Consider the following 24,773-nt stretch of genomic DNA (forward strand, 5'->3'; position numbering starts at 1 on the left):
ACCGCTTGCGCGGTGAGAGATGTCGTCCCGGAACCTGGCGGCTCCGTGGCAACTCGAAGAACCTTACGTACCCGCCCCACGCGTGTCAAACCCCGGATGGGGTCGCTCGTCAGTCGAGGTCCGAGAGGCGGCCGCCGGCGTCCGGCTGGGCCTCCTCCACCCTGCGCAGCAGGCGGATCAGCAGCTCGCCCAGGACCCCGCGCTCCGCTCCGGACAGGTCCTGGAGCAGGCCCTCCTCGAAGGACGAGGCCAGGCTCATCGCGCGCAGCCACTTCTGGCGGCCTTCGTCGGTCAGCTTCACGATGACCCGGACGCGGTTGTGCTCGTCGCGCTCCCGGGTGACCAGGCCCTCCGTGACCATCCGGTCGATGCGGTGCGTCATGGCCGCCGGAGTGAGCCCGAGGCGCTTCGCGATGTCCCCCGGGCCCAGCTGGTACGGCGGGCCCGACAGCACCAGGGCCTTCAGGACCTCCCACTCGGCGTTACTCATGTCGAGCGTCGAGGTCTGCCGCCCGTAGGCCACGTTCATACGGCGGTTCAGCCGGCCCAGGGCGGAGACGATCTGCTCGACCTGGGGGTCGAGATCGGCGAATTCGCGCTGGTACGCGGCGATCTGCTCTTCGAGTGACGGCTCCGCGGGGCCGGGGGTATCGCCCATGGCCCGAGTATGGCACGGCATCGCTTGGCGTTGAAGTCCTTCGCCGTGTAGAGTTTAGTATCTAACTTTAGGTTCGAAGTCTACAGAGGTAAGGCAGGTGGAGGTGACCAGGGCAATGGGCATGGCCATGCGCAGGATCCAGGTGGGCAGCGCGCTGAGCGCGTTCGGTGTCGGTTTCACGGTCCCGTTTCTCTACGTCTACGTGGCGCAGGTACGGGATCTGGGCGCCAGTGCGGCGGGCATCGTGCTCGCCGCGTTCGCTGTGGCCGCGTTGGTCGTGCTTCCGGTCGTGGGGCGGGTCATCGACCGGCGCGGGCCGCTCCCGGTGCTGGTCGGGGCGTCCCTCCTGTCCGCCGTGGGGGCGCTGGCCCTCGGCCTGGCGACGACGGAGGTCACGGCGATCCTGTCGGCCGCCGTCCTCGGTGCGGGTACGGCGGTGATGCAGCCGGCGCTCGCGACGATGGTCGTGTGGTGCTCGGCGCCGACGAGCAGGACCCGGGCGTTCGCCATGCAGTTCTTCCTCCAGAACCTGGGCCTCGGTATCGGCGGCCTCGTGGGGGGACAGCTGGTCGACGAGAGCCGGCCGTCCAGCTTCCTGCTGCTGTTCTCGATCGAGGCCGCGATGTTCCTGGTGCTCGCGGTGATCGCGGCCACGGTGCGGCTGCCCCGCTCCGCCTCGCTCCAGGAGGCCGTGCCCGCCGATCCGGCGGCCGGTGCCAAGCGGGGTATGCGGGCCCTGGCGCAGAACCGCGCGATGGTGCAGCTGTGCGTACTCGCCTTCGTGATCTTCTTCGCCTGTTACGGGCAGTTCGACTCGGGGCTCGCCGCGTACGGCGTCGAGGCCGCCGGGATATCGGCCTCGACGCTCGGGATCGCGCTGGCCGCGAACACCGCGATGATCGTGGTGGCGCAGTTCGCCGTGCTCAAGCTGGTCGAGCGGCGTCGGCGCAGCCGGGTCGTCGCGCTGGTCGGTCTGCTGTGGGCCCTGGCCTGGGCGGTCGCCGGGTTCGCGGGGCTGGGCCACGGCAGCCAGGCGATGGCGACGGCGGCGTTCATCTCGACGTACGCGCTGTTCGGGCTCGGTGAGTCGATGCTCTCGCCGACGGTCGCGCCGCTGGTCGTGGACCTCGCCCCGGAGGGCATGGTCGGCCAGTACAACTCGGCTTTCGCGCTGGTGAAGCAGCTCGCGCTCGCGGTGGGTCCCGCTGTGGGCGGTCCGATGGCGGCCGCGCTGCACGGTCCGTACATCCTGACCTTCCTGGTGTTCTCGCTCGGGATCACGGTGCTGGCCCTGCGGATCGGGCCGAGGCTGACCCCGGCGCAGGACCGGCCCTACGGTTCCCGGGTCGTGGCGGCGGGTGTCGCCGGGCCGGAGCCGGTGGCGGGTTCTCCCGGGGACGGCGGTACGACGCGGGAGAACCCGCTGCCCGCGGCCGGCGTCTGAGCCGCGTACCGCGTCAGCTCTTCCCCGTAAGTACCGCCGTCCCCTGGGCGTCTGCCGTGCCCCCGGGCTCCCCTCAGCGGGGGAGGCCGGGGGTGCGGGTGCGTCCGGGGAGGGCGAATTCGCACCACACGGCCTTGCCGCCGCCGGGGGTGCGGCGGCAGCCCCAGCCGGAGGAGATGGTCGCGACGATCGCGATGCCCCGGCCGGTCTCGTCGGCGGGTTCCGCGGTGCGGCGGCGCGGGAGGTGGTCGTCCCCGTCGGTGACCTCGACGATCAGGCGGCGGTCGGTGCGGCGCAGTCTCAGGCGCATGGGCGGGGTGCCGTGCTGGAGGGAGTTGGCGACGAGTTCGCTCGCGGCGAGCAGGCCGAGGTCGTGCAGTTCGGTGGGGAAGCGCCAGCTGGTGAGGACGCCGGAGGCGAAGGCGCGGGCGCGTGGGGTGGCCTCGATGCCGCCGAGGAGTTCGAGGGTCGCGTTGCGGAACAGGTCGGCGTCGCCGCCGGTCCGCGCGGGGTGCTCGACGACGAGGACGGCGACGTCGTCGTCGTGCGCGGCGGTCACGCCGAGGGCGCGCAACAGGCGGTCGCACACCACCTGGGGGCTGCCGGTGGCGCCGGCGAGCGCGTCGGCGAGGGCGGTGAGGCCCTGGTCGATGTCCTGGTCGCGGCGTTCGACGAGGCCGTCGGTGTAGAGGACGGCGGTCGATCCGGGGGTGAGCGGCACGGAGCCGGAGGTGTGCAGCCAGCCGCCGGTGCCGAGCGGGGGCCCGGTGGGTTCCTCGGCGCGGTGGATCTCCCCGTGCTCGTCGCGGACGAGGATCGGGAGGTGGCCGGCTGAGGCGTAGACGAGCCGGCCCTCGTTGGGGTCGTGGACGGCGTAGACGCAGGTGGCGATCTGGGTGGCGTCGATCTCGGCGGCGAGTCCGTCGAGGAGTTGCAGGACTTCGTGCGGGGGCAGGTCGAGGCGGGCGTAGGCGCGGACGGCGGTGCGCAGCTGGCCCATGACGGCGGCGGCGCGTACGCCCCGGCCCATGACGTCGCCGATGACGAGTGCGGTGCGGCCGCCGCCGAGGGTGATGACGTCGTACCAGTCGCCGCCGACGGCGGCGTCGGTGCCGCCGGGCTGGTAGGTCGCGGCGATGCGCAGGTCGTCGGGTTGTTCGAGTTCCTGCGGGAGCAGGGAGCGCTGGAGGGTGACGGCGGTCTCGCGCTGGAGGCGTTCGCTCGTCCGCAGGCGTTCCGCGGCTTCGGCGTGCTCGGTGACGTCGGTCGCGAAGACGAGGATTCCGGCGTCGGGCGCGGACTCGTGGCGTCGCTGAGGAGGCGGACCGGCTTGTGCGGGATCGGGCTCCGGGGGCGCGGGCGGGATGGTGACGGGGGTGCACGCGAAGGTGTACGAGCGGCCGTCGGGGGCTCTGCGGGATTTGACGGTGCGGGGTCTGGAGTTGCGCAGCACCTGGTCGAGGAGGGGCGGCAGGCCGAGTTCGGCGAGTTCCGGGAGCGCCTCGTGGGCGGGGGCTCCGGGAGTGCGGTCGCCGAAGGCCGCGCGGTAGGCCTCGTTGACGTACAGGAGGCGGTGGTCGGGGCCGTGCACGAGGGCGATCAGGGCGGGTGCCTGGTCGAGGATCTCGCGGGCGGGCAGCCGGTCGACGGAGGGCGGCGCGGGGGCGGTGGGGCCCGCGCCGTGTTCCGCGCGGGCCGCGGGGACGTCGCCGCCCCGGTCGGTCCGTGCGGCGGCGCGGCGTTGCGTGCCGGGAAGCCGGGCGCTCCAGCGCGTGAAGTTCACCGAGTCTCGCCTCGTGTTGTGGTGCGGGGTTCGTGGGCCGCGTCGGGGACGGGGCCGCCTGTCGCGTGCGGGTACTGCGTGTCGCGTGCCGGGTGTCGTGGTCGGGCCGGTGGTGCGGGCCGCCCCTGGCTGCGGGAGCCGGCGGACGGTTGGTCCTGGTGCCGGTGTGACGCCTGGGGCAGTGACGGTATCGAAGCCAGTGAAGGTATCCGAGTCCTCGCGGGTTCGGGCGCAGGGCTGCGGCACGGCGGGTCCGGCGTCCTGGCCGGGGGTGGGGCCTGGTCCGCGGGTCCGGGCCCCGCGCTGACCTGGGGCGGGTCCGGTGGGTGGGTGGTCCTGGCCTGCGGGTGTCGTGCCTGCCCGGGTGGTGGGCGTGCGGGTGCGGGGCGGGGCGTGCGGGACCGGTCCGGTGGCGCTGGTGTCCGGTGGGGGAACAGTCTGGCGGACGGGACCGACAGTCCGCCGGGGAGCGGGGCGGCGGGCTTCCTGGTGGGGCTCAGAACGACCCCTTCGGGTGGGGCGGGGGCTCGCCGCCCGCCGCGCGTTCGAACTCGGCGCGGGGGTGCTCCAGGGAGCCGAGGGAGACGATCTCCCTGGTGAAGAAGGCGGACACCGTCCATTCCGCGAGTACCCGGGCCTTGCGGTTGGCGGTGGGGACGCGGCCGAGGTGGTGGAGGCGGTGCAGGAACCAGGCGGGGTAGCCGGTCAGTTTTCTGCCGCGGATCTGGGCGACTCCCTTGTGCAGTCCCAGTGTCGCGACGGAGCCGGAGGGGCGGTGACGGTAGTCGCGGGCCGGGCCGCCGCGCAGGCTCGCGAGGAGGTTGTCGGCGAGGACGCGGGCCTGGTGCAGGGCGTGCGAGGCGTTGGGCGCGCAGATGCGGCCCTCCTCGGGCGCGGTCAGGTCGGGGACGGCGGCCGCGTTGCCCGCCCCCCACGCGTGCGGGGTGCCGGCCACGTCGAGCCGGGGGGTGCATACGAGGCGGCCGTGGTCGTCGGTGGGCAGGTCGCAGGCGGCGAGGAGGGGGTGCGGCCGTACCCCGGTGGTCCACACGAGGGTCCGGGTGGGCAGGCGCGTGCCGTCGTCGAGTACGGCGACGCGCTGCTCGCACGAGCTGAGGCGGGTGCCGAGGCGGATGTCGACGCCGCGTCGGCGCAGCGCGCGCAGGGCGTAGGTGCCCAGTTCGGGGGCGACCTCGGGCAGGATGCGGCTCCCGGCCTCGACGAGCACCCATGTCATGTCGTCGCGTTCGAGGTTGTGGTAGTGCCTGCTCGCGTCGCCGGCCATGTCCTCCAGTTCGGCGAGGGCTTCGACCCCGGCGTATCCCGCGCCGACGAAGACGAAGGTGAGTGCGGCGTCACGCAGGGCCGGGTCGCGGGTCGAGGAGGCGATGTCGAGCTGTTCCAGGACGTGGTTGCGCAGCCCGATGGCCTCCTCGACCGTCGTGAACCCGATGCCGTGCTCGGCCAGGCCGGGGACGGGCAGGGTGTGGGAGACCGAACCGGGCGCGAGGACGATCTCGTCGTAGCGCAGTTCGCTCGCGCCGCCGCCCTCGTCCTCGGTGGCGGGCGTCCTGACGTAGGCGGTGCGGGTGGCGTGGTCGACGGACACGACCTCGCCGAGCAGCAGGCGGCAGCCGGTGAGGACCCGGCGCAGCGGTACGACGACGTGGCGCGGGGAGAGGGAGCCCGCGGCGGCCTCGGGCAGGAACGGCTGGTAGGTCAGATAGGGATCGGGCGTGACGAGGACGACCTCGGCCTCACCGTCCTTCAGCTTCCGCTGGAGGCGCAGTGCGGTGTACATCCCGACGTAACCACCGCCGACCACGAGAATGCGCGCGGGTTCCTTCACCACCCCATGACGCAACGGACCCCTCCGTTTGTCCACAGCCCCGGCGATTCGTATGACTGGCCGCCGACGAGCACCGGGCCGCTGCGGGCTGCTCGCCTGGCGGGTGTCCGCGCAGGTCAGGAGGGGTGGAGGGTGGGGTGGGACAGGGGTGGCTCGGGGCGGAATCGGTGGGTACTCCGAATGAGGGGCGGTCTGTCCGGAACGGGGCCCTTCTGAATTGACTGCCACTCAACTATGTTCGTGAGTCGTCGGGGTGGTGTGGGCGCGCTCCCGAGGAAGGGACCGTTCCTCGCACTCCGGCAGTCGATGACGCGGAGAGTCTCCGGGGGGAGACGTCATGACCGGGGGAAAACATGCATATGCAGGAGCCGCAATGGCCTTCCGCCTCGCTACTCGCGTCGGCCTCGGCCGCGGCCGCGTCGGGCGGTTCCGGCGGCGGGCCGCGGGCGGGCGTGACGGGGGCGGGTGCGATGGGGGCGGGTGCGATGGGGGCGGGCCGCGCGGCGCGCGGGCAGGCGTCCCGGTCGGCTCCCTTGCGGGTCGACGCGCAGCGCAATCTGGAGCACGTGCTGCGGGCGGCGCGTGAGGTGTTCGGCGAGCTCGGGTACGGGGCGCCGATGGAGGACGTGGCGCGCCGGGCGAGAGTCGGTGTCGGCACGGTGTACCGGCGCTTCCCGAGCAAGGACGTGCTCGTGCGCCGAATAGCCGAGGAGGAGACGGCCCGCCTCACCGACCAGGCCCGTACGGCGCTCGGGCAGGAGGAGGAGCCGTGGTCGGCGCTCTCCCGGTTCCTGCGGACCTCGGTGGCCTCGGGGGCGGGGCGGCTGCTGCCGCCGCAGGTGCTGCGGGTGAGCACCGGGGCCGGGCCGGGCGGCGGAGCCGGAGCCGATGCCCTCGCCGACACCGGGCTCGGGACCGGAGGCGGAGCCGGAGCCGGACGTGACGCCGGGGTCGGTCCGGCGGTGGGGACGACGGGCGCGCGAGCGACAGGTACGGGAACGACGGGCGCGGGAACGACGGATCCGGGACCGTTCGGCGGGGCGGCTCCTGGTGCCGTATCCGGTGGCGCGGGTGGCGCGTCGCGCGGGTTCGGGGCGGGTGCCGCCGGCCTCGGCCGGGAGGAGACGCGGGTCCCGCCGCAGCGCACCGCCGCCGTACCGCTCGGATCGCCGTCCCCCGGGGCGCAGGCCACGGTCCGGGTAGAGGAAGCGGGGACGGTGGCGCTGCTCGACGTGGTCGGCCGGCTCGTGGACCGTGCGCGCGAGGCGGGCGAACTGCGCGAGGACGTGACGGTCGCCGATGTCCTGCTGGTCATCGCCACGGCCGCGCCCTCCCTGCCCGACGCCGCTCAGCAGGAGGCGGCCTCGGCCCGGCTCCTGGACATCCTCCTGGAGGGACTGCGCAGCCGCCCGCTGGGGTGAGGGCCTGGGGTTCGCCGGGGCGGGGCGGGGCGGGGCGGGGCGGGGCGCGGCGAGCGGGTGCTGCGGACTGTCTCGGGGGCGGTTCGGCCCGGCCCGGCCTTGCGGACTGGACCGTGGGTTGTGCCCGTTCGCGGTGGTGCGGTGGTGCGGTCGTTCCTGTCGGGGAGCTCGTCGTTTCCAGCCAGGGTGGTTCGTGCGCGGGCGAGTCGTTTCGTTTTCACTCGTTCGGGGACTGCCGTGGCGCTCGCCCCAGTCCGGGCGGAACAAGGGGCATCGGCAGCCTGCCTGTTGAGGAGCTGTTTCGGCAGGACTACCCGAAAGAGTGATCGACCCTCGTACGTATTCAGTCACGTTGCCTCGTGTGCCAACCTGTGCCGATGTCTGGTTCTACGCGTCGGTACGGGGGCTCTCCGCGGTGAGTACGGGTGAACATCACGGTCCCCGGGCCGGTACGGGGCAGCCGGAGGACGGGCGCGGCGGACCGGAGGACGGGCGCGACCGCACCGAGGCGGCCGAGGCGAAGGCCCCGCCCGCCGGAGACGGACACCAGGCCCAGGTCGGACACCAGGCCCAGGTCGGACACCAGGCCCAGGTCGGAAGGCAGGCCGCCGCCGGGGAACACACCGACGCCGCGCAACAGGCCGACGCCGGGTCACAGGCCGTCCCCGTCGAACAGCCCCCGGCCGGACTCTCTGCGGACGTAGGCCCTCCGGCTTCCTCCCCTCATCAGGTGCCGCGGCAGGGCGGGCCGGTGGGCGGGGACGGGGAGTTGCTGACCCGGATGCGGGACGGGGACGACTCGGCCTCCGCCGAGCTGTTCCGTCGGCACGCGGACGGGGTGCGGCGGTACGCCCGCACCTGCTGTCGGGACGCGCACACCGCGGAGGACCTGACCGCCGAGGTCTTCGCCCGGATGCTGGCCGCCGTACGGCACGGGGCGGGGCCGGAGTACGCGGTGCGGGCGTATCTGCTCACGACGGTGCGGCGGGTCGCCGCCGACTGGGGGCGTACCGCGCGACGTGAGCAACTGGTCGATGATTTCGCGGTGTTCGCGGCGCAGGCGGCACGTACCTCGGCCGGCCCCGAGGACGACACGCTCGATCTGGGCGCCGACGTGCTCGCGATGCACGAGGCCGAGCAGTCGATGGCGATGCGTGCCTTCCGGAGTCTGCCGGAGCGCTGGCAGGCGGTGCTGTGGCACACCGAGGTCGAGGACGAGTCGCCGAGCGAGGTCGCGACGCTCTTCGGTCTCGACGCGAACGGCACCCGGGTGCTCGCGAGCCGGGCCCGCGAGGGCCTCAAGCAGGCGTATCTCCAGGCCCATGTGAGCAGCGCGCTCACCGCGGACGAGGGCTGTGCGGCGTACGCCGACCGGCTCGGGGCGTACGCGCGCGGCGGTCTGCGCAGCCGGGCCGAACGCGGGCTGCGCAAGCACCTGGAGGAGTGCGCGCGGTGCCGGCTCGCGGCCGGGCAGATCAAGGAGGTCGCGGGCGGGATTCCCGGTGTCGTGCCGGTCGCCGTCATCGGCTGGTTCGGTGCCGCCGGGTACGCGAAGGTCGTCGCGCTCATCGGCGGTGGCGCGGGCGCCGGGGCGGCGGGAGCGGCCGCCGCGGCCTCGGGTTCCGGAGCGGCCGGTTCCGGAGCGGCCGGCGGGGCCGCGTCCGAAGGGGTCGGGGCGCCCGTCAAGATCGGGCTGGTCGCGGGCGCGGTGGCCGCCGCCGGGGTGGCGGTCGCCATGATCCTGGCCGGGGACCATCCGGCGAAGGAGCCGGAGGCGGACGCCCGGCCACCGGCGGTGCAGCCCGTCGTACCGGCGCCGTCCACGCCGCCGCCCTCGCCCGAGGCGCCCGCGCCGGAGCCCCCGCCCGCACCGCGCCCGGTCGCGGAACGGCCCTCTCCGTCCCCCTCCCCGGCACGGCCCACGCCGACGCCGACGCCGTCCCCGAAGCCCAAGCCCAAGCCGAGTCCCGAGCCGTCGAGGCCGAGCCCGGCTCCGAAGCCCACGCCGACTCCGACGCCTCCGGCCCCCTCTCCACCGCCCACGCCTGCGGCGCCGTCCCCGCCGCCCGCGCCCGCCGTCTACGAGTGGAGCGCGCTGCGGTACACGCTGACCGGTGACGGGACCCGTCCCGAGATGCGGCTCGACCTCGGGGGCGGCGGGGTGTGGCAGCGGCCGGGCGGCATGTCGGTGGGCGGGGTGCGGTACGCGGACGGGGTGACGGTGCACGGCCCCTCCCGGGTCACCGTCGAACTCAACCGGCCGTGCACGGCGTACGACGCCTTCGCGGGGGTGGACGACATGACGCTTGGCCTGGGCGCGGTCCGTTTCTCGGTCCACGGGGACGGCGTCCCGCTGTGGAGTTCGGGGATCGTCCGCGGTGGGGACCCCGCCGTACCGGTGCACGTCGGGCTGGCCGGGAGGCGGACGGTCCAGCTGGTCGTAGAGCCGGTGCGCGACACGGGGGCGCCGCTGGACCGGGCGGCGGCCGTCGCCGACTGGGCCCGTTCGCGCTTCACCTGCGGCTGAGGCGACGGGCGGGGCCCCGGGTCGTACGGCGGTCCGTCCCGCCCGCACGCGGCCCCGGCGAACCGAGCAACTGAGGGCCCGGGGAACCGAGGCCCGGGAAACCGAGGACCCGAGGACCCGAGCGGTCCTCACGTGGCGATGAGCGTGGTCATCGCCTCGTACAGGTCCTCCGGTCCGTACGTGGCGGCCTGCTCCACGGCACGCGCGTAACGCTCGGGGCCGAGGCGGGACCCGGCGCGGGCCGCGGTCTCCTCGGCCCGGGAGTGCTCCGGTTCGGGGCGTGGGCGGCCCGCGCGGAGCCGGCCGCCGCAGGTGAGGGCCCGTACCGCTTCCTGGTCCTGGTGCAGCGCGGCCAGGGTCGAGGCACCGAGTTCCACGAGGGCGGCGACGATCGCGTCGGAGCAGTAGGCGTCGAGCGCGCCGCGCAGGGCGTCCCGTACGAGCGGCAGGGACTTCGCCGGTCCGTCCACGGCTTCCGTCACCTGCGCCCCGAGCATGTCCAGCATCACGGTGAACTGCGGTGGCGGGCTGCCGCGTTCGGCCTCGGCGCGGGCGGCCTCGTAGAACGCGCGGCCCTGGGCGGTGTCCCCGTCCTCCAGGGCCTTCTGGCCCCGCAGCACCGTGATGAAGGCGGCCGCGTCGACCGTTCCGTAGGACTCCGCCGCCGAGGACGCCTCGTCCAGGTAGGCCGTCATGAGGGCCTTGTTCCCGGCGCGGTAGGCGAGTTCGCCGAGGCGGGCCAGCAGGAAGGGGGCCTCGGCGTGTGCCCCGACCTCGTGGGCGAGGCGCAGCGCCTCCTCGAACTGCGGGCGCGCCTCCTCGTGCCGGCCGGCCGCCATCGCGGCCTCGGCGCGGGCGCTGTGCACCTGGGCGAGCATCCAGCGGTCCCCGGTCCGGGCCGCGACCTCCTGGACCTCGGCGAGGTCGCCCTCGACGTCGGAGAACCGGCCGGGCGTGTCCACCGCGACGTGCGTGCGGAACATCAGCGCCACGCCCAGTTCCCAGTCCCCGCCGTGGCGACGGCACGTGTCGACCGTCTCGTCGAGCAGGGGCCGCGCGTCCTCGGGCGTGCCGAGGAAGAACGAGGTGAACGCCCACAGGAGCCCGGGGAAGGACGCGGACTCGGGCCCGCCACCGCGGTACGCCGCGCGCAGCGACGCGACGTAGTCGGCGACCGCGCCCCGGCCGGGCGGCTGCTCGGCGCGGGTCTCCGAGAGGAGGAAGAGATGCAGCAGCCGGAGGTTGATCCGGGGCCAGTAGCGGGGGTCGGCCGGGTCGCCGAACCGGCCGGCGGAGGGGGCGCCGGAATCCGCGGGGGCGTCGCCACCGGACGGGCTCCAGGAGTCGCCACCGGACGGCCTGCCGGACTCGGCAGCGGACGGGCCGGCCGTCTCGTCAGCGGCGTGGAGACCGGAGACATCGAGGCCGGAGCCGCCGCGTGCGGAGGCGTCGGGGGTGGAGCCGCCACGTCCGGAAACGCCGGGACCGGAAACACCGGGACCGGAGACGTGCCTCGTCGCGTCGCCGGTGAGGTCGGCGGGCGGTTCGGCGGGAGCGTCGCGGCCGGGTCCGTCATGGCCCCGGTCGTCACCACGAAGGTCGTCCCCGCCGAGGTCGTCCCGCGCCGTGCCGCCGGACGGTTCCTGTGCCTGCTCCTCGGACCGTTCCTGTGCACGTTCCTGTGCACGTCCGGGGCCCCCGTTCCGGCACTGTTCCCGCGCCCGGTCCGGTTCCCCCCGTTGTCTCCGCACCGGCTCCTGCCGCGCGTCCCTGTTCCGGCCGCCCGGGGCCCGGGGGTTGAACGCCTCCATGAGGGTGGCCGTGGCCTCGTCGTGCAGGCTCAGTGTGTGGCCGGCCCAGGCGGCGCCCTCCACACGGTAGTTGCGCAGCCACCAGAACCAGCCGGTGCGCAGGACGAGTCCGGTCGCGAGGTCCTCGTCGCGCAGCCGGACCGCGCGGCTCAGGGCGGCCCGGATGTTGTCGAGTTCGGTCTCCGTCCTGCGTATCCAGGGGAGTTGGCCGGCGGACCGCATGAGCGGGTCGGCCCGGGTGACGAAGGCGAGGAAGTACTGGCCGTGGCGCCGGCCCGCCGCGTCGAGCAGGTCCGTTCGCCCGGCGGCGCGCTCGGCGGCGTACTCGTGGATGGTCTCCAGCATGCGGTAGCGCATGCCGTCGCCCGCCGGAGCGGGTGCGGCCACGAGCAGGGACTTGTCGACGAGCGAGCCGGTCAGCGCGGCGACGGGGCCGGAGCACACGGCCTCGGCCGCCGCGAGGTCCCAGCCGCCCGCGAACACGGACGCCTCGCACAGCACGGTGCGCTCGGCCTCGTCCAGCAGGTCCCAGGACCAGTCGACGACGGCGCGCAGGGTCTGCTGGCGGGGCAGGACGGTGCGGCTGCCGCCCGTCAGGAGGCGGAAGCGGTCGTCGAGGCGGTCCGCGATCTGGCGCGGGGTCAGCATCCGCAGGCGGGCGGCGGCGAGTTCGATGGCCAGCGGGAGCCCGTCGAGGCGGCGGCAGATCTCCTCGACGGCCTCGGCGTCGTCCTCGGGCCGGAAGTCCTGCCGGACGGCGGCGCCGCGCTCGGCGAACAGCCGCGCGGCGGGCGCCTCGGGCAGCGGGTCCACGGGGCGCACCGACTCGCCGGGCACCCCGAGGGGTTCGCGGCTCGTGGCGAGGACGGTGAGCCGGGGGCAGCGCGTCAGCAGCGTCTCGGCGAGTTCGGCGGCGGCCTCGACGACGTGTTCGCAGTTGTCGAGGATCAGCAGCAGCTCGCGCGAGGCGCAGTGGTCGATCAGCAGGTCGAGCGGCTCCTGGGCGGCGGCCGGTCCGCGCTCTCCCCCGCCCGCGCCCGTACCGAGCAGCGTGTCACGCAGGCCGAGGGCGCTGACGACAGCGCCCGGTACGGCCTCGGGCCGCTCCAGCGGGGCGAGTTCGGCCAGCCATGCCTGCGGGAGCGTGGCGGCGGCCTCCTCGGCGAGACGGGTCTTGCCGGAGCCGCCGGGACCGGTCAGCGTGACCAGGCGGGACGTCCTCAGCTCGGCCCGGATCGCCGCGAGTTCCGGCTCCCGGCCGACGAAGGAGGTCAGCCGGGGCCGCAGGTTGCCCCGGGGTGCGGCGGCGGGCGACTGCGGCGGCCGGGCGGGCTCGGACGGGGAGGCGTCCCGGCCGAAGGGGGGCGACGCGGTCGCGGTCCGGGCGTCCTCGTGGAGCAACTCCTCGTGTACGCGGCGCAGTTCCGGCCCCGGCGAGGTGCCGAGGCGTTCGGCGAGGGTGTGCCGGACCCGTTCGTACGCGGCGAGGGCGTCGGCGGGTCTGCCGTCCGCGCGCAGGGCGCGCAGCAGGAGGGCGTGGAGGGGTTCGTCGTACGGGGCCGCCTCGGTCAGTTCGCGCAGTTCGGCGACGAGGGCGGCGGGTGGGCGGCCGAGGGCGAGGTCGGCCTCGGCGCGGTGGCGCAGCGCGGTGCGGCGCAGGTCCTCGGGGCGGCGGGCCGCGCCCGGTTGCCCGGGCAGGTCGGCGAGGGCCGGTCCGCGCCACAGGTCCAGCGCCTCGTGCAGCAGCCGGGCGGCCCGTTCGTGCTCGCCCGCGTCCAGCGCGGCGGCGCCCTCCGTCGCGAGCCGCGTGAAACGGTGCACGTCCACGTCGTCGGGTGGGACGTCGAGGCGGTAGCCGCCGGGCGCGGAGGCGATCGCGGAGCGGCCGAGGACCCGGCGCAGCCGGCCGACCAGGGCCTGGAGCGCGGCGGGCGCGTCGGACGGCGGGTCCTCCTCCCACACCTCGTCGATGAGGGTGTCGACGCCGGCCGTGCGGCCCGCGCGCAGGGCGAGCGCCGTCAGCAGCGTGCGGAGCCGGGCGCCGCCCAGACGTACGGGGGCGCCGGAGTCGTCGTACGCCTCGGTGGCGCCCAGGATTCGATACCGCACCCCGCCATTGTCCCCGCACAGCGGCCGTACGGACGAACGGGAAAGGACACCTGTCGGCCGACGCCCGCCGGGCACCGGTTCGCCGTCATCCGTCGACCGTCCGGACTGCCCTCGGTCGGTCGGTCGGTCGCCGGACGGCCTGTCCTGGTCTCAGTCGCCGGACACCCGGCTGTCAGTGGGGCGTGCCGGGATCACGGCATGACGCGTACCGGTGCGACGCGTGGTCCGGGCTGTTTCCGTGCCGGCCTGCGATGTACCGCTTCACGTACGCGGCCGTCGGCGGCACCGTGGCCCAGTTCGGTACGCCCCGACTGACCGAGCCGAGCGGTTCGGCCCCGGGGCGGCCCGACGCGTTCCTGCGCCCGCTCGGCCTCGTTCGCGGGGAGCCGGCCCCCGTGCACAGCGTTCGCGGAGCGCCGGCCCCGATACACAACGTTCCCGGGGAGGCCGCCCCGGTGCGCAGTGGCTCTCGCGGAGGACGCCTTCGGGCTGCGTTTCCCGCCGTCCGAGGGCGGCAGGAAACGCTCGAAGGGCCGGACCCCGAGCGGGAAGGACCGGCCGCCCGGCACCCCGTCCCCTGCCTGCGCCGCGCGGTCAGCCCCGCTGTCCCGCGCCCAGCGCCCCGCGTGCTCCCGGTGCGCCGCGCTGGGCGACGACGGTGCCGGTCGGGATGGCGCGCTGGCGGGTCGGGGTGCCGGTCCAGCAGGTGCCGCGCCGTTCCAGCAGGCGGCGCAGCCACAGTTCCGTCGAGACGAGTTCGGTGAGGCCGTCCACGGGCAGCGGGGCCCCCTCGGCGGCGGCGCGCAGGGCCTTGCGGACGACGCGTGCCTCGACGATGCCCGCCTCGGCGAGCAGCGGCGTGTCGAACAGGCCGAGGAGCTGGTCGACGTGTGCGCGCAGCCCGATCCGCAGGACGGCCTCCGGTTCGACGGCGGCGGGGGTGCCCCAGCCCTCCGGCAGTTCGCGGACTCCGGCGCCCTCCAGCACCGAGCGCAGGATCGAGGCGCGCGCGCCGGGGCGTACGCGCAGGGCCTCGGGCAGGGCGCGGGCGGCGCGGACGACCTGGTTGTCGAGGAAGGGGGCGTGCAGTCGCTGGAAGCGGACCTCGGCGGCCTGTTCCAGGACGCGCAGGTCGGCGGCGTGCCGGGCGAGGGCGGCGCGGGCCCGGAAGTCGCCGGGGCGGCGTCCTGAGCCGGGGCCGGGGCGGGCCGCCGCCTCGTGCAGGCGAACCGATACTTCGGCCAGCGCCTCACCGGTGAGCCAGCGCGCGGCGGGGCCCGGTCTGGCCCAGGACAGCGCGGCGATCGAGGCGCCCATCGCCCCGTCGGCCTGCGGGAAGCGGCGGGCCTGGAGCAGTTCGGCGGCGTCCTCCAGGCCCGCCCGGTACGGCGTGCGCGCCAGGCGCCGCGCCGCGCCGTACACCTTGCCGGGGACCATGACGGAGCCCTCGGCCTTGGTGAGCGCGGCGACGGGGCGGACGAGGTGGCGTCTGCGCCGGTCCATGAGGAGGTCGGCGAGGCGCGCGGGGTGGGCGTCGAGGACCTGGCGGGCGCCGTGCCCGGTGAAGTGGTCGGCGCTGCCCGCGAGCAGCCGGGCGCGGTGCCGGGCGGCGCTGACGAGGGCGGGTCCGGGTTCGTCGGTGAGCGGGACCCGCAGGTCGGCGAAGGGCAGGGCCTCCTCGCCGCCGGCGACGACGACGTGGTGCAGCCTGGGGTCGGCGGCGAGCCGTCCGGCCCGTTCGACCTCGGCCTCGCGGCCCGTGGTGGCGAGGTCGTTGAAGGTGACGGCGAGCAGGCGTTCACCGGCCCCGGTGCCGTGGCCGAGGAGGGTGCCGGGCATCCCGGGCAGTCCGGCGGCGAGCAGGGCGAGGGTCGCGGAGGCGCTGCCGCCGGAGAGGTCGGCGCCGATGCCGGGCAGCGGTCCGCGCGCGGCGCGCCGTTCGGCGGGGCCCATGCCGGGGACGGGTCCGGGGTCGATCCCGGTGCCGGGGATGTGGCGCGGGGCGGTCAGCCGGACGCGTACCGCCTCGACGAGCGCGTCGCGCACCCCGGCGACGGCGCTGTCCGGGTCGACGGGCGCCGCCGAGACGGCGAGCGAGGTCATCTGCTCGTAGCCGGCGATCTCGGGGGCCCCGGCCCGCATGATGAGGGCGTGTCCTGGCGGTACGCGGCGCACCCCCGCGTAGGGCGTGGAGTCCTGGAGCGCCTCGGGGACGTCGGGGGCGGCGAGCAGGGCCGCGACGTGCCCGATGTCGAGGTTGGCCTCGATGAGGTCGGCGAGCGGGAGGGCGGCGGTCGCGTACGCGGTGCCCTGGGCCCACGGGGTGTGGAAGACGGGGCGGGCGCCGGCGAGGTCCCCGGCGACCATGGTGCGTCTGCCGACCTGTACGACCGCCGTGTAGCTGCCGGGCCAGGCCGTGAGGTGGCGCAGCGCCCCGCCCTTCGCGGAGAACAGGGCGACCTTGAGCTGGGCGTCGGTGGCCGCGCAGATGCCGAGGACCGCGATCCTGGTCTCGGCGTCGGCCTTGACGACGCGGATCTCGTCGGGCCGCCAGTCGCCCACGGCCCACAGCGGGTCGGGGTCGCCCCACAGGAGCTGCGCGCCCACGGGCTGCACGGTGTCGCCGTCGCCGGGCAGGGAGCCGGGGTGGCCGTCCGCCGACACGGAGCCGCCGAGTTCGCCGGGACGGCGTCTGGCGGAGGTGCTGCTCCATCCCACCAACCAGCGCATCTCCGCCCCCACAGCCTGTGGACAACCCGGGTGTTCACCTCGCGGGGGTGTCCGCGAGGCCCTGGGCGGTGCCCGTGGCGTCCGGCGCTCCCCCGGCCTCGGCCGGGCGCTCCCCGCGTCGGCGCGCCGTGCGCGCCGCGGGTGCTGTGCAGGACTTTGTGGGCATCCCCGGGACCATGCTGCCACGAAGAGGGCACCGGCAGGCCGGTACGCGGCGGGCGTCGCGGTACGGGGTTTACGCCCTGCTCCACGCATGGGACAGCCGAATGCGCCGGGTGAACGCGCCCCCGGCACAGGCCAGTCGGGGTGCGGCGTTGGACGGCTGCGCCGTGGCGCGGGTCCCGTGGGCCGGGTTTTGGCCAACGGCCGGTCATCGCCGTACCCCTCCGGCGGGGGCCGCCCGCCCGCACGACTCGTTGCGGAAGCGACGCCGGTAGGACACCGGGACGGCGCGGCCCACCCGGGCAGGTCCGGAGGGAACGCCCCGGAGTGACCTCAGGCGCCACATCCGCCTCATATGCCCCTCGTGTCACTCCTGTTCGGCCGCTCCGGAACCGGTCTTCCCGTCCCGAAGGGCGGTATTCGGCCAATTCCCGCCCGGGCGTGGCGCGCGCCGTCGGGCCGCCCCGCGCCCCCGCCGCCTGCCGTACCGCAGCCGGGGGCCGGTCGGTGCGGGGCGGTTCCCGGGGCCGTGCGCCGGGCGATGCTTCCTCTTCGTGCGGCTTCGTACGCGTTCACGAGGGGCGCGGACGGGGAGTGAACGCGGGCCGCACGAGGGCGGGCGCCGATCCGCGCGCCGGAACCGCCCGTCACCAAGCGCCCCCGAACGCGCCAGCCGTGCGCCGACGGGCGCCCGCCCGCTCTCCGGCTTCCGCACGGGTCCCGGCACGGTGCCCGCGAGGGCGAGGACGGCCGCCGGATCGCCGTGCGGGCGGCGGCCCGGTCGTTGCGGCCACGAAGCGGGGGAACGGATTCCGTCCGCCTGTGGAGAACCCGTGGAGGTCAGGGGCGGGTGCCGTGGCGTGCGCTGGCGGCATCCGGCGCGACGGAGGACGGGAGTTGGCGAAAAGGTGGCAGTAAGTACGGCCGAGTTGGCAGGAAGTTGGTCGTGAGGCCCTTCCCTTCTCGGCTCCCGCCCCGCCGCCGGGTCACGGGCGGGGTGATCGCGACGCGGGACGTGCGCGGTCCGGGAGGCGCTGCTCGCCTCCCGGACCGGTCCCGCCACCCGCGGGGACGAGGGCGGCGGACTCCCCCGGCCCACTGGACGCAACGCAGCGGGCCGACCCACGCACCCTCCATGAAACCGGCCGCGCGGCGCCGGGAGGAGAGCGCACGGCCGGGCGCACGGCACCATGTCAGGAGCACGGGTCCGCCGGGCCGGCGGACACCGCCCGCACCTGCGCCGTCGCACGGAAACGGCCGCCCCCGCACCGGCCCCGCCGTACGCGCCGCCTCTCCCGCGAAGGCCCCCACGGGTGTGCTCTCGGCGCCGCTTCCGAGGAGTTGGCCGGGCACGGCCCGGCCGGGCGGACCGTACGGCGACCAACTCGCCTCCGGACCCGCCAACCCGCCGCCGGTACCTCCGGCACGCAGCGCCCGGCACGGCGGGACGACGCACGGCGGCCGGGGCTCCCCGAGGGGCGGACCGGGCTGCCGCGCGGGCCCGTCCGGGCCGGGGACGGGAACCGTGAGTAACGGTCGCGGGGCTGCGGCGCCGGCCGCGCGGCGAGCCGTCCGGCCGCGGCCGGCGCTGCCCAGAAGGCGCCCTCCGCACGGGCCGGGGCGCACGGCACCCGCGTACCGTCGGACGAGGTGCCGCACGCACGCACCGCACGCTCCGGCGTACCTCCGCACGGGCAACAATCTCGCCATCCGGAACCACGGCCCTTAACGCTTGGGATGCGGGGAACTACGCTGGGTTTACGAATGCCGCACGCTTATGCCGCTGCGGCAGCCGTCTGTGTCGAGGGGTGGCGCATGTCCAGGGAGCAACGCGGGCCGAACGAGAAACTCGGCGCCGTTCTCGCCCTCGCGGGGATCAGTAACGCGGGGCTTGCGCGGCGAGTCAACGACCTGGGCGGACAGCGAGGTCTGACGCTCCGGTACGACAAGACCTCGGTGGCCCGCTGGGTCTCCAAGGGGATGGTGCCGCAGGGAGCGGCGCCGCATCTCATCGCGGCGGCCATCGGGCAGAAACTGGGCCGGCCGGTCCCGCTGCACGAGATCGGCCTCGCCGACGCCGATCCGACGCCCGAAGTGGGCCTCACCTTCCCGCGCGACGTGGGGAAGGCGGTCAAGTCCGCGACCGAGCTGTACCGGCTGGACCTGGCCGGTCGCCGTTCGGGCGGCGGCATCTGGCAGTCCCTCGCCGGTTCCTTCTCGGTGAGCGCGTACGCGACGCCGGCCTCGCGCTGGCTCATATCCCCGGCGGACAGCTCGGTCGCCAGGGAACTCGCCGCCGCCTCCCCCGGGGACGGCGGCGGTACGCCGATGCGGGTCGGCCACAGCGACGTGCAGAAACTGCGCGAGGCGGCCGAGGACGCGCGCCGCTGGGACTCCAAGTACGGCGGCGGGGACTGGCGTTCCTCGATGGTCCCGGAGTGCCTGCGGGTCGAGGCGGCCCCGCTGCTGCTGGGCGCCTACTCCGACGACGTGGGCCGGGCCCTGTTCGGGGCGAGCGCCGAACTCACGCGGCTCGCCGGCTGGATGGCCTTCGACACCGGTCAGCAGGAGGCCGCGCAGCGCTACTACATCCAGGCGCTGCGCCTGTCCCGGGCCGCCGCCGACGTGCCGCTGGGCGGCTACGTCCTGGCGACGATGTCGCTCCAGGCGACGTACCGGGGCTTCGGCGACGAGGGTGTGGACCTCGCCCAGGCCGCCGTTGAACGCAACCGGGGGCTGGCCACGGCCCGCACCATGAGCTTCTTCCGCCTCGTCGAGGCCCGGGCCCACGCACGGGCCAGCGACGCCCCGGCCGCCTCGGCGGCGCTGCGCGCCTCGGAGAGCTGGCTGGAGCGGGCCCGGCCGGGCGACGAGGACCCGGCGTGGCTCGGCTTCTACGGCGAGGACCGCTTCGCGGCGGACGCCGCCGAGTGCTACCGCGACCTGAAGCACCCGCGTCAGGTGCGGCGCTTCACCGAGCAGGCGCTGTCCCGGCCGACGGAGGAGTACGTGCGCTCGCACGGGCTGCGGCTCGTCGTGTCGGCCGTCGCGGAACTGGAGTCCGGCAATCTCGACGCGGCCTGCGAACAGGGCGTGCGGGCGGTCGAGGTCGCGGGCCGGATCTCCTCGGCGCGCACCACGGAGTACGTCAAGGACCTGCTGCGGAAGCTGGAGCCGTACGGGGACGAACCGCGCGTCGTGGAGCTGCGCGAACGGGCCCGTCCACTCCTGGTGGCCCCCGCCTGAGCGGAGTGGGGCGCGCACAGGTTCGAACCCGTTGTCAGTGGGGCAGTGCACTATCGGACGCAGGGTGCGCGCACGGCGCGGCCGGCGGTGACGGGCGGGTGCCCGGTGGTGGCTTCGGGAGGTGGCGGCGCGTGCTGGTGACAGGAGGGGGCTTCGACTGCGAGGTGCTGGTGATCGGCGCCGGCCTCGTCGGTCTCTCCACGGCGTACGCGCTGGCGCGGTCCGCTCCCGGCGCGCGCGTCGTGGTGCTGGAGAAGGAGCCCGGCCCGGCCCGGCACCAGAGCGGGCACAACAGTGGGGTGATCCACAGCGGTCTGTACTACCCGCCCGGTTCCCTCAAGGCGCGGTACGCGACGCGGGGCGCCGCCGAGATGACGGCCTTCTGCGCCGAGGCCGGCATCCCGTACGCGGTGACGGGGAAACTCGTCGTCGCCACCGAGCGCGCCGAGCTGCCCCGGCTGCACGCCCTGGCCCAGCGCGGCCGGGCGGGCGGCCTCGCGGTGTCCGAGCTGGGCCCGGCGCAGATCAGGGAGCGGGAGCCGGAGGTACGGGGCCTGGCCGCGCTGCGCGTCGAGGCCACGGGCGTGTGCGACTACCCGGCGGTGGCCCGCGAGCTGGCCCGCGCCTCGGGGGCCGAGCTGCGGTACGGGGCGGAGGTCACCCGGATCTCGCGGCGCGCCTCGCGGGGCGTCGCGGTCCAGGTCGACACGGCGGGCGTCGGGGGCGGGCCCGGGCGGCGCGAGGTGCTGCGCGCGCGGGTCCTGGTGAACTGCGGGGGACTGCACAGCGACCGCCTCGCCCGGCTGGCCGGGGACGAACCGGGGGTGCGGATCGTGCCCTTCCGCGGCGAGTACTACGAGCTGACCCGGCCGGAGCTGGTGCGGGGCCTGGTCTACCCGGTGCCCGACCCGGCCTTCCCCTTCCTCGGTACCCACCTGACCCGGGGCGTCGACGGGAGTGTGCACGTCGGGCCGAACGCGGTGCCCGCGCTGGCCCGCGAGGGCTACGAGCGGGGCCGGATCGTGCCCGGCGAGCTGGCGGGCACCCTGCTGTGGCCGGGCAGCAGGCAGCTGGCCCGGCGGCACTGGCGGTACGGCGTGGGCGAGATCCACCGCTCGCTGTCGAAGCGGGCCTTCACCGCCTCGGTGCGGCGGCTGCTCCCGGCCGTCACGGAGGCGGACCTGCGGCCCGCCCCGGCCGGGGTCCGCGCCCAGGCCGTCCTGCGGGACGGCACCCTGGCCGACGACTTCCTGATCCGCGAGGCCCCCCGCACCGTGCACGTGCTGAACGCCCCCTCCCCGGCGGCGACGGCCGCGCTGCCCATCGGCCGCGAGATCGCCCGCCGCGCCCTGAACCTGCTGGGCACCGCACCCGAGCGGATACCGGTGGGGCGCTGAGCCCCTCGGTCCGGGAGCGGGGCGAAGGGGCGGGGCCGCGGGTTTCCGGTGCCCCCCGTCCGGTTCCGTAGAATCGACGGCATTGTGTCCGAGTACGCCAGCACCAGCCCCAGCAGCCCGCGCGGCCCCGCAGCCGTGCCCGAGGCCGTCCCCACCCCTGCGGCAGCCGTGGCCGAGGCGCCGCTGCCCGGGTCCACCGAGCCCGCCGATCCGGCCCGGCCCACCGAGCCCACCGATCCGGCCGGGCCCGCGATGCGGCGTTCGCGCGGTCAGGGCCGGATGTTCGTGGAGGGCGCGGGCCCGGCCGCCGATCCGGCCCGTTCGCACAGCGAGCGGCGGATCCGGAGTTTCCAGCCCCGCCGCAGCCGGGTCACCGCCTCGCAGGAGGACGCCCTGCGCCGCCTGTGGTCCCGCTGGGGCCTGGAGGTCGACGGCTCGGGCGTCCTGGACCTGGACGCGCTGTTCGGCGGCCTCCCCGTCGTCCTGGAGATCGGCTTCGGCATGGGCGAGACGACGGCCCGGATGGCGGCCGCCGCCCCCGGCACCGGCATCCTCGCGGTCGACGTGCACACCCCGGGCCAAGGGCACCTGCTGGGCCTCGCCGAGCGGGCCGGGGTGGAGAACCTGCGGGTGGCCAACGGCGACGCCGTGATCCTGCTGCGCGACATGCTCGCGCCCGGCGCCCTGGCCGGCGTGCGGGTGTACTTCCCCGACCCGTGGCCGAAGGCGCGGCACCACAAGCGGCGGCTGATCCAGCCCGCGTTCCTCGACCTGGCGGCCCACCGCATGGCCCCGGGCGCCGTCCTGCACTGCGCGACCGACTGGGAGCCGTACGCCGAGCACATGCTGGAGGTGCTGTCCGCGCACCCCGCCTTCGACAACACCGCCCCGGACGGCGGCTGGGCGCCCCGTCCCGCGTTCCGCCCCCGTACCCGCTTCGAGGGCCAGGGCCTCGCCAAGGGCCACGTCGTGCACGACCTGCTGTTCCGCCGCAACGACGCCCTGGTGCCGGACCCGGACCGTACGGAGGCTGGTTAGGGTCACCGTGTGACCACCAGTTCTCCGCGTCCGGGGCCGCGGGACCGCGAGCCCCGGTGTCCGGGGCAGCAGGGCCCCGGGGCGCCGCCTCCCGGAGCCGGGTACCCGGCGGCGCCGCACCCCGGAGTCCCCTATCCCGGAGCGCCCGCCCCCGCGCCGTGGCGTCCGCGCTGGTGGCAGCGGCGCCCGGTGAAGGCGGGGGCGCTCGTGCTGCTGCTCGCCGTGTCGGGGCTCGTGATCCTCGCGCTGGTCCGGCAGCAGACGGGCACCCGGGGCTTCCTCGTGGGCCTCGGCCTCGCGATGCTGCCCGTGCCAGCGCTCATCGTCGTCTTCCGGCTGCTGGGCCGGGTGCGCCCGGGGCGCTGGCGCGGTCAGGTCTTCGCGTTCGCGTGGGGCGCCTGCGCGGCGGCGCTCATCGCGATCGTCGCGAACAGTTTCGCGACCCGCTGGATCGAGACGGCCACGGCGGACCGCGCGCACGCGAACACGCTGGGCGCGACCGTCGTCGCCCCGATCGTGGAGGAGAGCGCGAAGGCCGCCGCCGTCCTGCTCGTGGTCCTCTTCCGCCGACGGCAGATCATGGGCGTCGTGGACGCGGTCGTGTACGCGGGGGTCACCGCCGCCGGTTTCGCGTTCACCGAGAACATCCTGTACCTCGGCAACGCCTTCGGCACCGACCGGGTCGAGGGCCTGCACGGCCTCGGCTCGGTGACGCTCGCGACCTTCTTCGTACGCGCCGTCATGTCGCCCTTCGCGCACCCCCTGTTCACGTGTCTGACCGGGGCCGGCTTCGGCCTCGCGGTGCTGCGCCCCGAACGGCAGCGCACCCGCCGGGTCCTGCTGCCGCTCACGGGACTGCTGCTCGCGATGGCGCTGCACGCGACGTGGAACCTCTCGCCGTCCTTCGGCCCGGACGGCTTCCCGCTGGTCTACGGCACGGTCATGGTCCCGGCGCTCGCCCTGCTCGCGTGGCTCGTGCTGTGGCACCGCCACCGCGACCTGCGCACGGTCCGCGAGGAACTCGCCCCCTACGTCGCGGGCGGCTGGTTCGTCCCGCTGGAGCCGCCCGCGCTCGCCTCGGCGCGCTCGCGCCGGATCGCCGCCGAGTGGGCCGCGTACCACGGCGACCGCCACGACGTACGGATCGTGCGCCGCTACGCCGCGACCGCGACGACGCTCGCCCTGCTGCGCCGGCAGGCCGCCGTGGACGCGGCGGCGGGCGCCCTCGCCGGAGCGGAGTTCACGCGACGGGAGCGGGAGCTGCTCGACGCGCTGGCCGAGGGCCGGGAGCTGGCCCGGCCGGCGCTCGCGTACACGTGGCGCATCGCCCCGCCCCGCTCGCACCGCCACCTGCCGGTCCCCCCGGCCTGGAACACCCCGGCACCCGCCTACGGGTACGGCTACGGGGGCGGCCCAGCGCCGTACGGGCCGTACGGGACCGGCAACCCCTACGCCGCGGACCCGCCCGCGCCCCCGGACATGCCGCGGCCCGCCACCGACCAGACGTAGGACGCAGGCGGGGGCGGGCCGTGACGGGGACCGCGTCGGCTCAGGCGGAGGCGGCGGTGAGGCGGCTCAGCTCGTCCTCGGTCAGTTCGAGTCCTGCGACGGCGACGAGGGCCTTGAGCTGCTCGGGGGTGCGGGCGCTGGCGATCGGCGCGGCCACGGTGGGCTGCGCGGCGAGCCAGGCCAGGGCCACGGTCGCCACCTCGGCGCCGTGCGCCTGGGCGACCTCGTCCAGAGCGGTCAGGACCTTCTGCCCGCGCTCGGTCTCCAGGTGCTTCGCGGCCTTGTCGGCACGCACGCTCTCCACGCTGGTGCCCGGACGGTACTTGCCGGTGAGGAAGCCGGAGGCGAGCGCGAAGTACGGGACGGTCGCGAGGCCCGCGCGCGAGGCGACGTCCTGGAGGGCGCCCTCGTAGGTGTCGCGCGAGACGAGGTTGTAGTGCGGCTGGAGCGCGACGTACTTGGCGAGGCCCTCGCGGTCGGAGAAGTCCAGGGACTCCTGGAGCCGCTCCGGGGAGATGTTGGACGCGGCGATCGCCCGGACCTTGCCGGCCTTCACCAGCTCGTCGAGGGCGGTGATGATCTCCCCGACCTCGACGGAGGTGTCGTCGAAGTGCGTGTAGTAGAGGTCGATGTAGTCGGTGTCCAGCCGCCGCAGGGAGGCCTCGGCGCCCGCCTTGATGGTGGCGGGGGAGAGTCCCTTGAACTCGGGGAGGGAGCCGACCTTGGTCGCGATGACGACGTCGGAGCGGTTGCCGCGGGCCCGCGTCCACTCCCCGATGATCGTCTCGGACTCGCCGCCCTTGTTGCCCGGCACCCAGTGGGTGTAGGCGTCGGCGGTGTCGACGAAGTTGCCGCCGGCCGCCGCGTAGGCGTCCAGCACCGCGAAGGACTGCTCCCGGTCCGCGGACCAGCCGAACACGTTGCCGCCGAGGGACAGCGGGAAGACGTCGATACCGGAGGAGCCGAGTGTGCGCGTGGAAGTCATGTGCGAAGACAACACCGGAAGCGGTGCCGCCTATTCCGCATGCGTGACGGCGGTTCCGCACGCGTGACAGCGCGCGTGACGTCCTTCGGCATGTGCGCGCTGGC

The 24,773-nt window shown here is 75.5% G+C and carries 13 protein-coding genes; 7 read left to right on the plus strand and 6 right to left on the minus strand.

Annotated elements, in window-relative coordinates:
* Nucleotides 1-109 precede the first annotated feature (109 nt).
* Entirely contained in the window at nucleotides 110-658 is a 549-nt protein-coding gene (locus AB0J21_RS32895) for a MarR family transcriptional regulator (RefSeq protein WP_363149837.1), read from the minus strand.
* Between the two features lie 115 nt (nucleotides 659-773).
* Between AB0J21_RS32895 and AB0J21_RS32900 the strand changes: the two genes are divergently transcribed.
* Complete coding sequence (locus tag AB0J21_RS32900; RefSeq protein WP_363149861.1) at nucleotides 774-2,102, plus strand: MFS transporter; 1,329 nt, start codon at nucleotides 774-776, stop codon at nucleotides 2,100-2,102.
* Between the two features lie 73 nt (nucleotides 2,103-2,175).
* On the opposite strand, the gene AB0J21_RS32905 is transcribed toward AB0J21_RS32900, so the two are convergent.
* A complete protein-coding gene (locus AB0J21_RS32905; protein WP_363149838.1) occupies nucleotides 2,176-3,885 on the minus strand; it encodes a SpoIIE family protein phosphatase in 1,710 nt (569 codons plus the stop codon).
* Nucleotides 3,886-4,381: 496 nt separating this feature from the next.
* Nucleotides 4,382-5,737 (minus strand): NAD(P)/FAD-dependent oxidoreductase, encoded by a 1,356-nt coding sequence (locus AB0J21_RS32910; protein WP_363149839.1) that lies wholly within the window; start codon nucleotides 5,735-5,737, stop codon nucleotides 4,382-4,384.
* 350 nt (nucleotides 5,738-6,087) lie between these two features.
* Here AB0J21_RS32910 and AB0J21_RS32915 point away from each other — a divergent pair, with 350 nt between their 5' ends.
* Both AB0J21_RS32915 and AB0J21_RS32920 read left to right on the plus strand, forming a co-directional pair.
* Nucleotides 6,088-7,155 carry a helix-turn-helix domain-containing protein gene (locus AB0J21_RS32915; protein ID WP_363149840.1) on the plus strand — a complete coding sequence of 356 codons (1,068 nt, stop codon included), beginning with the start codon at nucleotides 6,088-6,090 and terminating at the stop codon, nucleotides 7,153-7,155.
* A gap of 730 nt (nucleotides 7,156-7,885) precedes the next feature.
* Complete coding sequence (locus tag AB0J21_RS32920) at nucleotides 7,886-9,682, plus strand: sigma-70 family RNA polymerase sigma factor (protein ID WP_363149862.1); 1,797 nt, start codon at nucleotides 7,886-7,888, stop codon at nucleotides 9,680-9,682.
* A 128-nt stretch (nucleotides 9,683-9,810) separates the two neighbouring features.
* Here the strand turns inward: AB0J21_RS32920 and AB0J21_RS32925 are convergent, their stop codons facing one another.
* Together AB0J21_RS32925 and AB0J21_RS32930 are read right to left on the minus strand one after the other, a co-directional pair.
* The gene (locus AB0J21_RS32925) at nucleotides 9,811-13,602 is read right to left on the minus strand and encodes a BTAD domain-containing putative transcriptional regulator (RefSeq protein WP_363149841.1); all 3,792 of its coding nucleotides are present in this window, start codon (nucleotides 13,600-13,602) and stop codon (nucleotides 9,811-9,813) included.
* Between the two features lie 594 nt (nucleotides 13,603-14,196).
* Nucleotides 14,197-16,332 (minus strand): asparagine synthase-related protein, encoded by a 2,136-nt coding sequence (locus tag AB0J21_RS32930; RefSeq protein WP_363149842.1) that lies wholly within the window; start codon nucleotides 16,330-16,332, stop codon nucleotides 14,197-14,199.
* Nucleotides 16,333-18,309: 1,977 nt separating this feature from the next.
* Here AB0J21_RS32930 and AB0J21_RS32935 point away from each other — a divergent pair.
* The 4 genes from AB0J21_RS32935 to AB0J21_RS32950 all read left to right on the plus strand — a co-directional run bounded on the left by AB0J21_RS32935 (nucleotide 18,310) and on the right by AB0J21_RS32950 (nucleotide 23,684).
* On the plus strand, nucleotides 18,310-19,740 hold the full coding sequence (locus AB0J21_RS32935; RefSeq protein ID WP_363149843.1) for a sporulation protein: 1,431 nt from the start codon (nucleotides 18,310-18,312) through the stop codon (nucleotides 19,738-19,740).
* Between the two features lie 131 nt (nucleotides 19,741-19,871).
* Nucleotides 19,872-21,137, plus strand: coding sequence for an L-2-hydroxyglutarate oxidase (gene lhgO, locus AB0J21_RS32940; RefSeq protein WP_363149844.1), 1,266 nt, complete (start codon nucleotides 19,872-19,874; stop codon nucleotides 21,135-21,137).
* A 252-nt stretch (nucleotides 21,138-21,389) separates the two neighbouring features.
* Nucleotides 21,390-22,175, plus strand: coding sequence for a tRNA (guanosine(46)-N7)-methyltransferase TrmB (gene trmB, locus AB0J21_RS32945; RefSeq protein WP_363149863.1), 786 nt, complete (start codon nucleotides 21,390-21,392; stop codon nucleotides 22,173-22,175).
* 189 nt (nucleotides 22,176-22,364) lie between these two features.
* Nucleotides 22,365-23,684: a PrsW family intramembrane metalloprotease gene (locus AB0J21_RS32950; protein ID WP_363149864.1), complete on the plus strand. Its 1,320-nt coding sequence runs from the start codon at nucleotides 22,365-22,367 to the stop codon at nucleotides 23,682-23,684.
* Between the two features lie 40 nt (nucleotides 23,685-23,724).
* Here AB0J21_RS32950 and AB0J21_RS32955 read toward each other — a convergent pair whose 3' ends face one another.
* Entirely contained in the window at nucleotides 23,725-24,669 is a 945-nt protein-coding gene (locus tag AB0J21_RS32955) for an aldo/keto reductase (protein WP_363149845.1), read from the minus strand.
* Nucleotides 24,670-24,773: the final 104 nt, after the last annotated feature.

This window comes from Streptomyces sp. NPDC049954 (assembly GCF_040656295.1).
Classification (GTDB): Bacteria; Actinomycetota; Actinomycetes; order Streptomycetales; family Streptomycetaceae; genus Streptomyces.

Excerpts from the sequence above, each read along its gene's own strand:
- AB0J21_RS32895 (WP_363149837.1), bottom strand. The coding sequence starts at position 658 with ATGGGCGATACCCCCGGCCCCGCGGAGCCGTCACTCGAAGAGCAGATC.
- AB0J21_RS32900 (WP_363149861.1), top strand. The coding sequence starts at position 774 with ATGGGCATGGCCATGCGCAGGATCCAGGTGGGCAGCGCGCTGAGCGCG.
- AB0J21_RS32915 (WP_363149840.1), top strand. The coding sequence starts at position 6,088 with ATGCATATGCAGGAGCCGCAATGGCCTTCCGCCTCGCTACTCGCGTCG.
- AB0J21_RS32930 (WP_363149842.1), bottom strand. The coding sequence starts at position 16,332 with ATGCGCTGGTTGGTGGGATGGAGCAGCACCTCCGCCAGACGCCGTCCC.
- AB0J21_RS32935 (WP_363149843.1), top strand. The coding sequence starts at position 18,310 with ATGTCCAGGGAGCAACGCGGGCCGAACGAGAAACTCGGCGCCGTTCTC.
- trmB (WP_363149863.1), top strand. The coding sequence starts at position 21,390 with ATGCGGCGTTCGCGCGGTCAGGGCCGGATGTTCGTGGAGGGCGCGGGC.
- AB0J21_RS32955 (WP_363149845.1), bottom strand. The coding sequence starts at position 24,669 with ATGACTTCCACGCGCACACTCGGCTCCTCCGGTATCGACGTCTTCCCG.